The organism is Lysinibacillus sp. COL-1, assembly GCF_059814265.1.
The window spans coordinates 18026-31167 of sequence record NZ_JCAWSJ010000003.1; the positions used below are offsets into that span (position 1 = coordinate 18026).

General features: G+C 33.0%; 14 protein-coding genes and 1 pseudogene. 11 read left to right on the forward strand and 4 right to left on the reverse strand.

Annotated features, from left to right (window positions below):
- Positions 1–262 precede the first annotated feature (262 nt).
- Genes AC6BKE_RS04430 through AC6BKE_RS04465 form a run of 8 tightly spaced genes read left to right on the forward strand, consistent with a single transcriptional unit; the run spans position 263 to position 6540 of the window.
- On the forward strand, positions 263–736 hold the full coding sequence (locus AC6BKE_RS04430) for a TnsA endonuclease N-terminal domain-containing protein (protein WP_499855992.1): 474 nt from the start codon (positions 263–265) through the stop codon (positions 734–736).
- Positions 733–924 (forward strand): TnsA endonuclease C-terminal domain-containing protein, encoded by a 192-nt coding sequence (locus AC6BKE_RS04435; RefSeq protein WP_499856433.1) that lies wholly within the window; start codon positions 733–735, stop codon positions 922–924. Before AC6BKE_RS04430 ends, AC6BKE_RS04435 begins: the two co-directional genes overlap by 4 nt.
- The gene (locus AC6BKE_RS04440; RefSeq protein ID WP_499855994.1) at positions 905–1330 is read left to right on the forward strand and encodes a hypothetical protein; all 426 of its coding nucleotides are present in this window, start codon (positions 905–907) and stop codon (positions 1328–1330) included. Before AC6BKE_RS04435 ends, AC6BKE_RS04440 begins: the two co-directional genes overlap by 20 nt.
- A 59-nt stretch (positions 1331–1389) precedes the next feature.
- Positions 1390–2331: a TnsB C-terminal domain-containing protein gene (locus AC6BKE_RS04445; RefSeq protein ID WP_499855996.1), complete on the forward strand. Its 942-nt coding sequence runs from the start codon at positions 1390–1392 to the stop codon at positions 2329–2331.
- Positions 2332–2335: 4 nt separating this feature from the next.
- Positions 2336–3055, forward strand: a complete 720-nt coding sequence (locus AC6BKE_RS04450; RefSeq protein WP_499855999.1) for a Mu transposase C-terminal domain-containing protein — start codon at positions 2336–2338, stop codon at positions 3053–3055.
- Positions 3052–4680 carry an ATP-binding protein gene (locus AC6BKE_RS04455; protein ID WP_036079781.1) on the forward strand — a complete coding sequence of 543 codons (1629 nt, stop codon included), beginning with the start codon at positions 3052–3054 and terminating at the stop codon, positions 4678–4680. The genes AC6BKE_RS04450 and AC6BKE_RS04455 overlap by 4 nt, the downstream gene beginning before the upstream one ends.
- Positions 4681–4699: 19 nt before the next feature.
- Positions 4700–5050 carry a TniQ family protein gene (locus AC6BKE_RS04460; protein WP_499856001.1) on the forward strand — a complete coding sequence of 117 codons (351 nt, stop codon included), beginning with the start codon at positions 4700–4702 and terminating at the stop codon, positions 5048–5050.
- Positions 5035–6540, forward strand: a complete 1506-nt coding sequence (locus AC6BKE_RS04465) for a TnsD family Tn7-like transposition protein (RefSeq protein ID WP_499856002.1) — start codon at positions 5035–5037, stop codon at positions 6538–6540. The genes AC6BKE_RS04460 and AC6BKE_RS04465 overlap by 16 nt, the downstream gene beginning before the upstream one ends.
- Positions 6541–6636: 96 nt before the next feature.
- Here AC6BKE_RS04465 and AC6BKE_RS04470 read toward each other — a convergent pair.
- Positions 6637–6750 (reverse strand): annotated as a pseudogene (locus AC6BKE_RS04470) (cytochrome c biogenesis protein CcdA); the annotation flags it as partial.
- A gap of 337 nt (positions 6751–7087) precedes the next feature.
- Here AC6BKE_RS04470 and AC6BKE_RS04475 point away from each other — a divergent pair.
- From AC6BKE_RS04475 to AC6BKE_RS04485, 3 genes are read left to right on the forward strand one after another with little or no spacing between them, the layout of a single operon-like run.
- Positions 7088–7660: a DeoR family transcriptional regulator gene (locus AC6BKE_RS04475; RefSeq protein ID WP_009374044.1), complete on the forward strand. Its 573-nt coding sequence runs from the start codon at positions 7088–7090 to the stop codon at positions 7658–7660.
- Between the two features lie 14 nt (positions 7661–7674).
- Entirely contained in the window at positions 7675–8427 is a 753-nt protein-coding gene (locus AC6BKE_RS04480) for an urease accessory protein UreH domain-containing protein (protein ID WP_009374042.1), read from the forward strand.
- A gap of 14 nt (positions 8428–8441) precedes the next feature.
- A complete protein-coding gene (locus tag AC6BKE_RS04485) occupies positions 8442–9326 on the forward strand; it encodes a cupredoxin domain-containing protein (RefSeq protein ID WP_499855430.1) in 885 nt (294 codons plus the stop codon).
- Between the two features lie 75 nt (positions 9327–9401).
- Here AC6BKE_RS04485 and AC6BKE_RS04490 read toward each other — a convergent pair whose 3' ends face one another.
- The 3 genes from AC6BKE_RS04490 to AC6BKE_RS04500 form a co-directional block, all read right to left on the reverse strand.
- The gene (locus tag AC6BKE_RS04490; RefSeq protein WP_009374040.1) at positions 9402–10016 is read right to left on the reverse strand and encodes a methyltransferase family protein; all 615 of its coding nucleotides are present in this window, start codon (positions 10014–10016) and stop codon (positions 9402–9404) included.
- A gap of 114 nt (positions 10017–10130) precedes the next feature.
- Positions 10131–12509 carry a heavy metal translocating P-type ATPase gene (locus tag AC6BKE_RS04495; RefSeq protein ID WP_009374038.1) on the reverse strand — a complete coding sequence of 793 codons (2379 nt, stop codon included), beginning with the start codon at positions 12507–12509 and terminating at the stop codon, positions 10131–10133.
- On the reverse strand, positions 12502–12864 hold the full coding sequence (locus AC6BKE_RS04500) for an ArsR/SmtB family transcription factor (RefSeq protein WP_009374036.1): 363 nt from the start codon (positions 12862–12864) through the stop codon (positions 12502–12504). Before AC6BKE_RS04500 ends, AC6BKE_RS04495 begins: the two co-directional genes overlap by 8 nt.
- Positions 12865–13142 lie beyond the last annotated feature (278 nt).

The window sequence follows — 13142 nt, forward strand, 5'->3', positions numbered from 1 at the left end:
ACTACAATACAGCAAGTAAGTCAAAAAGTTATAATAATTTTAGAAATTATTTTTTTGAACCATAATTATGTCGACGAGGCGGTGCTTTACATGTCTAAAAGGAAATACGGTTGGTCTAGAAAAAAAGAAATGACTATATTAAAGAAGGACGAGGTCAAGGGGAACTATCAAATTATATACCTTGGATTAAAATACAAGATATATCGTCACAAGGAAATGCTTCTCATTAATAGGGTGGACCGCGAAGAGACAGCATGAATTGTTGTCTAACTTGGAAAGAGACTTTTTTCTCTTATTAGATTGGGAAGATACAGTGGTAGACATAAGAGAACAGTTTCCTTTAAATGTTGAAACAACTCATCGTATAGCTGAAGAGAAAGGAATTAAGCACTCTAAAGATAATAGTTCAGGTATACCGATAGATATGACAACAGATTTCTTTATAACAGTAGTAAAAAACTCTGAAAGAAAATATATCGCTAGAACTGTAAAACCAAGTGAACAACTTGAAGATAAACGAGTAATTGAAAAGTTTGAAATTGAACGAGAGTATTGGGAGATACAAGGAATAAGTTGGGGGGTCATAACTGAAAAGGAAATTCCTAAACAACTAGCAAACAATATTCTATGGATACATAAATCTTATTATTTAGCAGAAGAAGATATAAGCTATTCTACTTTATTATTGCATTTATTGATTTTAAAAAAAGATAGCGAAGAGAGTTTATTAGTATAGTTTGTAATAAATTTGATGAGGATTATAACTTAGAAACAGGCTCATCTTTAAGTTATATAAAACATTTTATAGCTCGAAAATATATTTCGATTGATATGAGTAAGAAAATTAACCCAAGCAATCTAACTTTAGATCAAATTATTATGAATGTTTCTAAGGAGGATAACATTGATTACAATATCAGTTAATGAATTAATTAAAGACTTGACGTGTAATAAAGTATATCGTCTACTTTGGATTGATGAAAGTAACATCGTTACATATGCAATTGATATAGAAGATTCCAATGCCTTACCATTCCTTTTAAAAGTTAAAGATATACATCAAGGATTTATAGAAAATTCATACTTCCAAATTGAATCTGATCACACAAACATACTAATTAACCACATTAATTTACCTGAGGGAATGAAACAAAAGAGAGACACAGCGTGGGCAATTATCAAAAACTTAGTGAATGATGAACCTTCAATTTATAAGAAAAAAGAACGTGGGCAGCTAATAAATGAACTTGTAAATAATAAAGTATGTACAAAAATGACTGCTTATAAATATTTGAGAAAGTACTGGCAGAGAGGGAAAAACTATGAATAGTTTGCTTCCGGATTATAGTAAAACTCTGGAGGTAAGGGAAGAAATAAAAAAGTGGTACTTTGAAAAGGGGAAAACCTAGAACCACTAACAGTGTAGGAATAAATGTAACCGATGAAACAAGGGAAATATTTCGTAAATCGATTAAAAGGTACTATTTTACAAGCAAGAGAAACTCATTGTCATTCGCATATAAAATGATGATAAAGGAGTTCTATGCAGATGAAGTTCGTTACGAAAACGGAACAAAATATATAGTAATACAGGATGAAAATAAAATTCCTTCATTAAGACAATTTAGATATTGGCACAACAAAGAATTTGGTATTGAACAAAAAATAGTAAGTCGAGAAGGTGAGAAAAAATTTGAACGAGATCATCGAGCAATATTAGGATCTTCAACTTATGAAGTCATGGGGCCAGGATCACGATATCAAATAGATGCGACTATTGGTAATGTGTATCTGGTATCTAGTTTTAATTCTGATTATATTGTAGGTAAACCAATTATATATTTTGTGGTGGACGTATATACACATATGATTACAGGAATGTATATCGGATTTGAAGGTCCTTCTTGGGCAGGAATGATGATGGCAATAGCAAATGCAGCATCAGATAAAAAGGAATATTGCAGTAGATATGGTATAGAAATTTCAAATGAAATGTGGCCATCTGCGCATCTTCCTGAAATTATTCTAGGGGATAGAGGTGAGTTGGAGGGATATAACGTGAATAGTTTAATTGAAGGGTTGGATTTGGTAGTGGAGAATAATCCTGCTTTTCGACCAGATTGGAAGGGAATTGTGGAAAAATTGTTCGATACTTCACAAAGTAAAATAAAGCCGTTCTTACCAGGTTACATACAGAGTGATTTTAGGGAACGTGGGGCTAGTGATTATCGTTTAGAAGCTAAGTTAACTATAGATCAATATACAAAAATTCTAATCAATTTTGTTTTATTTTATAACAAAAATCACTATATGAAGGATTATAAGAGATGAGCAGATGATACGGGAAAATGTAAAACCGACTCCTCTTAAACTCTGGAATTGGGGCATTAAAAATAGAGCAGGTAAGCTAAGGAAGGAACATCCTAATACTATAAAGTTTTACTTATTGCCACGAGATACAGCTACAGTAACCTCAAAGGGAATAAAGTTTAAAAATAGGTTATTTAGCTGTGAAACAGCTATAAAGGAATCTTGGTTTGTACAAGCTAGAACAAAGAAAAGTTGGACAGTTGATATTTCATACGATCCTCGAAACATGGACATTATTTATCTGCACATTAATGATAAATCACTTTTTGAAAGTTGCTTCCTTTTAGATCATCAGGAGAGATACAAAAATAAAGTACTTGAAGAAATTGAACAATTATTAATGATTGAACAAAACACATATAAAATTGAAAGTCATAGTTTGTTACAAGAAGAAATTAATTTTTATTCTAAAATTGAAGGAATAGTGGATGAGGCAATTAAGACACCAAATCAAGATGAAAATAATAAAATCACTAAAACGGAAAAAATAAAAAATATTAGAGAAAATCGGGAAGTTGAAAAAAGTTTACGAAGAGAGTATGAGGCATTTCAAATAGGTGTAACTGAGATTGATAATGATAAAAACATTATTTCTTTTGCACCTTCTGAGCAGAAAGATGAAAAAACTGAAACATCTACGATAATGGAATTATTTAAAAAGCAAAGAAGGAAGAAGAAGGAATGAAAAATGGGAAGACAATTGAATTAGAGAGTGGTATTGAAGTTCTATTGGCAGAGTATCGTGAACAAGAAATAATTGATTATAAAGGGAATCCCCTTATTGAAGCGTTACCTCCGATACTCTCTAAAGAAGAAGCGTTTGATCAACTTAGCTTTATACCTATGTTTCATAATAGTGAAAGAAATTTATCAAGTCATCATCGTTACCATGCTTTACTAAGATTATCAAGATTTTATCAGCCTATAAATCAAACCTTAAATCTAGAACAGCGTTTTTCAGGTTTCATTAGGTATGGATATGTTAATCGAAATCCATTACATAAAAAACATGTTCAAGCATTACTTGATTTACACAACAAGCTTGTTAATAAAGAGGAAATTGGATTACCGCCAGATATACGTTCTTCTGCTTCAAGTTTCACTTTAATGGGATATCCAGGAATAGGTAAAACATCTGCGATAGAAAGGGTACTATCTCTTTATCCGCAAGTAATATTGCATCAAAATCCAATCAATTTGATTCAAATTGTATGGTTAAAATTGGATTGTCCACATGATGGATCATTAAAAACTCTTTGTATGGACTTTTTCAAAAAAGTTGATTCGTTGACAGGTACTAATTATTTTGAAAAGTATGGTAAGCCATCAAATTCAGTTAGTTCAATGGTAACTCGTATGGGGCAAGTCGCTCGTTTACACTCAATAGGCGCTCTAATCATTGATGAGGTTCAGCACTCGTTATCTGCATCAGGTGCTGCATCAGAAATGATGATGAATTTTTTTGTAACGCTAGTGAATGAAATAGGAGTACCAGTAATGTTTATTGGAACCATGAAAGCCAAGGCATTATTACAAAAGGATTTCAGACAAGCACGTAGAAGCAGTGGCCAAGGCGACATGGTATGGCAGCAAATGAAACAAGATGATGATTGGGAAGTATTAATCACAAGTATGTGGGATTATCAGTGGACGAATGAATATACGGAACTGACAGAAGAATTATTAAACACGATTTACGAAGAGAGCCAAGGAATTGTGGATGTTGCTGTTAAGTTGTATTTACTCGCACAAGCGAGGGCAATCAATTCTGGCCTTGAAAAAATAACCCCTAAACTTATACAAAAGGTAGTGAAAGAAGATTTGAAACTTCTTCAACCTATGTTGGAGGCTCTTAAATCCGGAAATCAAAGCGACATTGCAAAATACGAAGATATTGTTCCAATGGATATTGAAGATTATATTCTAAATAGATTGCCAGTATTAGACCTTAAGGCCAGGGTTCAGGCGAAAAAAGAAAAGATGGCACAAGATCGTACAAATAAAGAACTTCCAATACTAGAAAAATTAATCCTATCCTTAATTAATTTAGATGTTTCAGAAAAAATTGCTGAAAACGCTGCTAAATATGCACTGAAAAATTCACCTGAGTCAACAATTCCACAACTAATGACTCTATCACTCCAATACATTGAGGGAAAGAAAGAAAAGAAAAATGAAGCGAAAGGCAATATTTCAGTAAATAAACTTCAATCAATAGTTGATATAGGAAAGAAGAATAAACGCTCTGCTTATGAGGCATTATGTGAAGAAGGATATATTAAAAATCCTTTAGATGACTTAATAATGTAAGGGTGTGTAAATAAAATAGATGTTAGCATTTTTTCCTTCAATTTATAAAGATGAACTATTATATAGTGTGTTGGCTAGATACCATAAACGTTCAGGGAATTTAAGTAATAAACATTCAACTTTAGATTTGTTTGGAAAAAAGAAAGCATATACTATTCCTGATTTACCTACTGATTTAGAGATATTATTAGAAAAAGTAAATCCTTTTTTAAATTCGAGTATTGATGAATGGATAAATTATCATACATTGTATAACTACTATACAAATTTTACTTCAAAAGAAATAAACAGAGTGTTCGAAATAAAATGTTATATGGCTGTGGCAATACTTCCTTGCATTATTCAACAGGTCAAATGGCTGGGACAGTAAAAGAGCCTATGTATTTTCGCTATTGTCCTAACTGCTTTGAAGAAGATATTCAAGTGAATGGAGAAACATATTGGCGGACATATCACCAATTACCAAGTGTATTTATTTGTTTAAAGCATTCTGTCTTGCTTGTAGACAGTTCAATCTTAATTAGGCAAGGAAACTCTTCGTATTTTTATTCAAACATTGAAAACAGTTTAGAGAAGGGCAATAAAAGTGATGTTTCAAAAGTAAACTTTGATTTGCTACGTCATTTTGCTGTAGAAAGTAGCAACTTAAATCAAAAGGATTATAAATTTGATCAGTTAAATTTATTAGAGATTTATCATTACCTATTGGATCGCGAAGGGTATGTAAAATCAAACGGCACAATCGACCAAAGGCGATTAGAAGAAGACTTTATTAAGAAGTTTAAGGTCGATTTTTTAATATTGATGCAATCATTTCCAAGTGGTGTAGAAGGACAGTGTTGGTTAAGGGCAATAACAAGAAAACATCGAAAGTCTTTTCATCCTGTACGGCATTTACTGTTCATTTATTTTTTAGGTGAATCGGTTGATACAATTGAACAGTATGCAAATAAACGATATAGTCCATTTGGTGAAGAGCCATATCTATGTTTGAATCCTGCGGCAGAACACTTTCTACAGCCTGTAATAACTAATTTAAAGGTTACTCGTTGCTATGATACTAAAAGGCCGGTAGGAACCTTCTCCTGTGCCTGTGGCTTTGTTTATTCTCGTAAGGGGCCAGATAAAACAGAAGAGGATAAAACAAATATAGGGCGTATTAAGATGTTAGGTGATACTTGGTTGAGCAAACTCCATCAATTGGTTGAAATAGAACAGTTGAGTTATAAAGCATGCTCAAAAATATTAAAAGTCGACACCAAAACAATTATTAAGTATTCTAAGCAAAGAAATAGTAAGCCTATGAACAAGGAAAATCATATTAAAAGTGATTTGAAGCAAAAATGGATTGATTTAATTAACCAATACCCCATATTATCAAGAACAGAACTTAGAAAAAAAGACCCATCACTTTATATGCGAATTTATAGAAATGATAAGGAATGGTTAAAGGAACATTCCCCAGTTGTTAAAGTAAATAGGGTTACTAATAAAAGAGTTGATTGGGTACAGAGAGACCTTCACATCTTGGGCATGGTAAAAAAAGCAGTGGAAGATATAAGTGCTAAAGAAAAACCAGTTAGAATAACCGTAAGCAGTATAGGTAAAATGATTAATAATAAATCGTTGTTAGAAAAAAGAGTAAATAAACTGCCCAATACGATGAAGTATATTGAGAGTGTTAAAGAAAATACGACCAATTTTCAAAAGAGGCGTATTAGTTGGGCTATAGATCAATTAAAAGATGAAGAACTTGAAGTTTGGAAAATAATGCGAAAAGCAGGAATCAGTGAAAGATTTTATTCTGGGTTAGAGATAGAAATAAAAAGGCAGATAATAAGTGCGAAGCAAAAATTCTGATATAAAGAATGATACCAAAAAGCCGTGTTCATAGCTGAAAACACGGCTTTTTTTGTTGTAGTCATAATGGTGTTGTTCATCTTTGAAATCGAAAAATTAAAATCCTGTGAATCCACCAAAGAAGGGAGTAAACCAAGCAATAATTTTTGTCATCATGTCAAAATAGAGTAGCACACCCATTACTATCATTAACCATCCACCAATGCTCATAATGAGATGACTTTTTGTCTGGAAAAAGACGTTGCATGCTGTGCAAATCATATTGACTAGAAGAACTTGAACAGTGAACAAGTTTGTAATCAAAGCAATATTTATTCTTCTATTTAGCAACAGAAGCACAGTAATTGAAACTACTGTGCTTCTGTTTTTTAGTTCAATACATACTATGCAACCTCTCATATTCATGTGGGGGGAGCATCTACAGAAGATTTTATAGATAATTGACATAACTATGTAACAAAATATCCCGAGGTTTATATTGATTATTCTAATTGCTGTAATAAAATGATGTTATATCTTGTTAAGTTATAACATTCAGGAGGAAACTATGCTTTCAGAGAGACAACAACTTATACGTGACATGATTCTATATAGACACAATTTGAAAATCTCAGAATTAAGTCAAACACTTGAGGTATCAGAGATGACAATACATCGAGATATAAAACCTCTGATTGAAGAAGGGCTTATTATGAAGACATATGGTGGGATTACACTTATAAGGGATCAATCTATACATCGTGTTGAGGAAGACGAGTGTGTGTATTGTCATCGTAAGTGTGATGATCGATTGGTTTACAGGATAATTCTTTTAAATGGAGAACGTGAAAATGCTTGTTGCAGCCATTGTGGAATACTGCGGCATCGACAGTTAGGTGATGAGGTAGCACAAGCAATTTGTACCGATTTTTTAACAGGGACAACGATTAGCGCTCATCTAGCTTGGTTTGTTTTAGACACTACTGTCCATATTCGTTGTTGTTACCCACAAGTGTTGGTATTTGAGACTAAAGAATATGCAGAGAACTTTGTAAAAGGATTCGGAGGTAAAGTCCTTACATTTTCCGAAATAATGAAATCATTTCCTCAACACCTTAAATTGTCCTGTAAGAACAGTTGAAGAGGGGAATTTAAATGAATGAGGTACTTCTTCAGATACATGTGTGGTTAAGTCAGTTAGCCAATTTAGTAGCAGAACCAATTTATACATTAGCACTAAAACTAGATGTATGGGGAATGAAGGCTTTCTTATTAGGGTTGGTTGGGGCAACTGCACCATGTCAACTTACATCTAATTCTACTGCTGTTGCTTTGATTACATATGAGACTGAAAAAAATAAAAGGTGGTTGAATGTAGGGAGTTATATTACAGGCAAATCTTTAGTGTACATATTGTTAGGCATAATGTCTGTATTCATCGGTAGTACAGTTGCTGATATTCCTTTCATTGGAACAATGTTTTTCCGTAAATTATTTGGCCTTACTCTTATTCTAATTGGATTAGCTCTCCTTGGAAATATTTCAGTACATTCCTCTGCATCACAACGTATCTTCCAAAAAGTCCAAAAAGGATTGAAATTGAAAAATACATCTCTTTCTTTTGGGTTGGCTATGGGTTTTTTATTCTGTCCTACGTTGTTTTGGTTATTTTTTGTCTTGTTATTGCCGACAGGAAATGGAGAATTTAATTTGATAGGTCCCATTTTTTTTGCAATTGGAACAGCAATGCCACTCATTTTATATGTGATACTACTGACTATTAGTGAACGGTTATTAAATCCAATGAAGAAGACTTTGTATTCATTCCATAATGTATCAAGGAATATTTCTGCAATCTTCTTTATATTGTCAGGATTATTCGAAACTTTAAATGCTTGGATAGGATAGAAGGGAATTTGTTTATGATATATATATTTAGTTTTAGTATTATTTTTTTGTTAACCGGTTACGTCATTTTTTCTACCTATCGTGCCAAATCGTTCTTATCAGAAATGACTGCTATGATGATTGCAATGGCTGTTTCTATGATGGCTAGCATAGTAGTAGGAACCATATTAGGAGTAATATTAGTAGGGAAAATGACTGTCCCAGTAATCTCCTCAGTACTTTTTGGCATGATAATTGGATATGTTATTGGGCGTCCCTTTAGTTTATTGGCTTCATTAGATGGACTATTAGCAGGTATCATGGGCGGCATGATGGGTGCAATGTTGGGGGTAATGGTTTTTTCTCAAGATCCTGTCGTTATGATGATATTTGTGGATGCAATTTTTATCATTGTCATGATTCTTATATTGAAATTAATTAGACAAGAAGTTAAGGGAACAGATACAATAACGGTAATATCAAATAAAAATAAATGGAGTAAAGTTATTTTTTGTGTAATTGCCGTATTATTAGTTGTTTCTGTTGTATTCTTTAAACCCATTTCTCATTACTTCAGAGATCTTTTGGGTGATACAACTCCGGTTTCAGACGATTCTTCTACAAAAATAAATGAAGTAAAAGCAGAGCAAAAAGACGGTTATCAGGAAGCCGTCATAATGGAAGAGCCATTTGGATATACACCTGAGAATGTAAAAGTAAAAGCTGGAATCCCAGTTCAACTTCATTTTCAAAAGAGTTTTTCAGGTGGATGCTTATCATACTTAATAATAGAGGATTTCCAAATAGAAAAAGATCTTGATAAAGGTGATAACTTGGTCGAATTCACACCAGAAAAACCGGGTATATATACGTTTCATTGTGGAATGAATATGTATTTTGGAAAGATAATAGTTGAATAATGGATAACAACGAAACAAAGCACAGCCATTAAGAGTCTGTGCTTTGTTTTAGTTTCACCTTTAAAATTTCTTTACTTATGTAGATTTAAAAAATAAGTATCGTGGGGTTTTATTCTTATACGAGAGATATTCTACTTTAAGCATATTCTCTAAGTGTTTTTCTTCTTGAAGAATAAGGTTATGAATTGAAACTATATTTAGTAAACAAATAATTAATGTAACTAAGTTAGGGAATGTCAAAAATAGACCTATAAACATTAAATTGAATCCAACAAATGCAGGATTTCGACTATATTTGTATAAACCATTGGTGATTAGCGAGGTTTTTGTTTCTTTATCTATACCAACTCTCCAAGAGGTTTTCATTGTTATCATTGATAAAATAAAAAACAGTAAACCAATGGTAATTGTCATTAATCCAAAGTAATGCATAACCTCATTGGTGAATAGTTTAGGTAAAATATTATCAATCGAATTATCAAATATTGACTCTAAAAGCCATGCAATTCCCCATACGAAAGTTGAAATTTTAACAAACATTTCGGAAGAATCGACGGATGTCCCCTTATTTCCTTTTCCTAACACATTTGCTTTTATCCCTGATTTCTTATTTAGAATAACTAGCTTTAATGAATAGGAAAATAAAAACAAAGCAAACAGAATCAATGAAAAAACATTTACCAGTTCCATTTTTATCTCTTCTTTCTATAATGAATTAAGTGCTATTTTAAGAAAGTAAAGTACTAGAAATAAAAAGATGGACTTTCATATAAAAAGCCCATCTATTGAATAAAGTGCGTTAATTCATTCTTTAACACGCATTAAACGTAAGCTGTTTAATGCTACTAACAATGTTGCTCCCATATCTGAGACAATGGCAATCCAAAGTGTTAGCCAACCTGGAATAACTAATAGTAATGCAGCTAGTTTAATTAAAATGGCAAATGCTATATTTGCCTTGATAATATTTAAGGCCTTACGACTTAGCTTTATTGTAAACGGTAATTTCCGTAGATCATCTGCCATTAAAGCAACATCTGCAGTCTCTAATGCAGTGTCTGTACCAGCACCACCCATGGCGATACCGACTGTAGAAGCTGCTAAAGCAGGAGCATCGTTGACACCATCACCGACCATCGCAACATTGCCATAGTCTTTTCGAAGTTGTTTTATATAGGAAAGTTTGTCTTCAGGCATTAATTCAGCTTGAATTTCAGAAACCCCTACATGATGACCAATTGCATTCGCAGTCCCTTTATTATCACCAGTTAACATGATTGTTTTCTTAACACCCATGTTATGCAATTTCTCAATAATTTCTTGGCTAGATTCACGTACCTCATCAGCTACGGCAATGATTGCTTGAATCTCTTTTTCAGTTCCTAATATCATGGCAGTTTTGCCTTCATTTTGTAACTTAAGGATGTTTCCTTCTAAATTCTCTGGAATAGGTACATTTAACTCTTGGAACAATTTTGGGCTACCGATGTAATACAAAGTACCATCTACTTCACCTTTTATTCCTTTGCCAGTAATGGCTGCGAAAGCATCAACGTTGATATTTTTGAATGAAACATTTTCTTCTTCGGCTCTTTTAATAATCGCAGAAGCTAAAGGGTGCTGAGATCGATATTCTAAAGCCGTAATTATGGCTAGAATCTTTTTTGAATCTTTTTGGGTATTCATTACATCAAAGTTTGTAACCACTGGAACACCTTTTGTAAGCGTACCTGTTTTATCAAAAGCAATTGCCTTAAGCGAACCCATTTCCTCTAAATAAATGCCACCTTTAATTAAAACCCCTTTTTTAGCAGCATTACCTATAGCTGAAACAATTGAAATTGGTGTTGAAATAACAAGCGCACATGGACATCCAACTACAAGTACTGATAAACCTTGATAAACCCAAGTTTCCCAACTACCATCGAAGAACAGTGGGGGAACAATTACTACAAGCCCTGCAATGACCATGATAATTGGTGTATAATATTTCGCAAATTTATCAACAAATGCTTGTGAAGGAGCGCGTTCACCTTGAGCTTCTTCAACTAGATGTATAATTTTTGAAATCGTTGTATCTTCAACGTATTTTGTAATTTTAACTTCTAATAAACCCTCTTCATTTAGTGTTCCAGCGAATACCTCATCATCTACTGTTTTTGAAACTGGTACTGATTCCCCTGTAATAGCTGCTTGGTTGACTGCAGAAAGACCGCTAACCACGATGCCATCCATTGCAATTTTTTGCCCAGGTATAACAATCATAATATCGCCAATCTCTATATCATCTACGTGTACCATGATTTCTTGACCATTTCGACGAATTAAAGCTTCTTTTGGTGCAATATCCATTAATGAGCGAATTGATTGACGTGCTTTATCCATTGAATAACGCTCTAAAGCTTCACTAATAGCGAATAGGATAACAACTATGGATGCTTCTGCCCATTCTCCTATAAATGCAGCACCAATGACAGCTACCGTCATTAATGTTTTCATGTCAAAATCAAAGCGAGTTAAATTTTTGAAACCAACTTTGAATAGATTGAAACCACCGATTACAATTGAAGCTATAAATAATAGGGAGGTAATAAGATTTTCTTCACCGTTTACGTATTGAGATAGATAACCGAATACGATAAATAAGCTTGCGTATAAAAGTGTGCTATGTTTTTTGTAAAATGGTACTTTCTTTTCAACTTGCCCCTCACTATTGTCAGAAGATGGAGCTTTAGATCTGTATGAAGGTGTATCCATTGATACTTTTAAATTTTCAAAAGCTCCAGCTTTTTCAAGTTCCGCAATAGTTGTTTCGCCAGTTACGGAAATTTTAGAAGCACCGAAGTTTACTTTTGCATCTTGAACCCCTGGAAGCTCTTTTACATTACGTTCAAATTTACCTGCACAGTTTGCACACGAGAAGCCTTCAATTCTATAGGTAGTATCTGTTTGGGGTGGAGTAACACGTTTTTGTTTTTCTGGCGTTACTTTTAAGTTTTCGAAAGCTCCAGCCTTTTCTAACTCCTCCACGGTCGCATCGCCTGTAACTGATATTTTAGATGCCCCAAAGTTCACCTTTGCATCTTGAACACCAGGTATTTCTTTTACATTACGTTCAAATTTACTTGCACAGTTGGCACAAGAGAAACCGTTCACGCGGAATACCTGTTTTTCCTCAGTCATTAATTTCACCTTCTTTATGTTCTTCAAATGCAACACTGATTAAATTCTTAAAATATGGGTCATGAATAGCGTAATAAACCAATTTCCCTTCTTTACGATATTCAGCTAATCCTAAATTTCGTAGTAAACGCAAATGGTGCGACGCAGTTGCTGTTGTTGACCCAATAATATTAGCGATATCGCAAACACATAATTCATCTTCTAGTGTTAGCGCATAGGCAATTTTTACACGTGTATCATCCGAAAGTGCTTTAAAAACTTTAGCAACATCCATTGATTTTTTTTCTTTTAACTTGTCTTGAACATAGTTTACTTTATCCTCATGAATACAGGTGATTTCACATATTTCTTTCATATATTTTCCTCCAGTTATCATTCAAACGTTCAAACGATTATTTGATTGTTTTTATAATAAACTTAAACATTCAAATAGTCAAACAGTTATTTGAATGTTTTATTTATTTAATGCAATTTATTATTTTTGACCAGAAAAGTATATGCAAAAGCCTAAGCTTGAAAAAAGTTAATTTTTTTGGATATGTATGGAAAAAGAAATGTAGATCATTAAATTAGAGGTTAGCTATTGAATATAATAATTATTAGTTTGAATAATAGTTGCAAATTGCAAATAAA

Bases quoted from the DNA above. Each gene is read 5' to 3' on its own strand.
- AC6BKE_RS04485 (WP_499855430.1), top strand. From the start codon at position 8,442: ATGATATATATATTTAGTTTTAGTATTATTTTTTTGTTAACCGGTTAC.
- AC6BKE_RS04500 (WP_009374036.1), bottom strand. From the start codon at position 12,864: ATGAAAGAAATATGTGAAATCACCTGTATTCATGAGGATAAAGTAAAC.
- AC6BKE_RS04460 (WP_499856001.1), top strand. From the start codon at position 4,700: ATGTTAGCATTTTTTCCTTCAATTTATAAAGATGAACTATTATATAGT.
- AC6BKE_RS04455 (WP_036079781.1), top strand. From the start codon at position 3,052: ATGAAAAATGGGAAGACAATTGAATTAGAGAGTGGTATTGAAGTTCTA.
- AC6BKE_RS04480 (WP_009374042.1), top strand. From the start codon at position 7,675: ATGAATGAGGTACTTCTTCAGATACATGTGTGGTTAAGTCAGTTAGCC.
- AC6BKE_RS04475 (WP_009374044.1), top strand. From the start codon at position 7,088: ATGCTTTCAGAGAGACAACAACTTATACGTGACATGATTCTATATAGA.
- AC6BKE_RS04465 (WP_499856002.1), top strand. From the start codon at position 5,035: ATGGCTGGGACAGTAAAAGAGCCTATGTATTTTCGCTATTGTCCTAAC.
- AC6BKE_RS04450 (WP_499855999.1), top strand. From the start codon at position 2,336: ATGATACGGGAAAATGTAAAACCGACTCCTCTTAAACTCTGGAATTGG.
- AC6BKE_RS04495 (WP_009374038.1), bottom strand. From the start codon at position 12,509: ATGACTGAGGAAAAACAGGTATTCCGCGTGAACGGTTTCTCTTGTGCC.
- AC6BKE_RS04490 (WP_009374040.1), bottom strand. From the start codon at position 10,016: ATGGAACTGGTAAATGTTTTTTCATTGATTCTGTTTGCTTTGTTTTTA.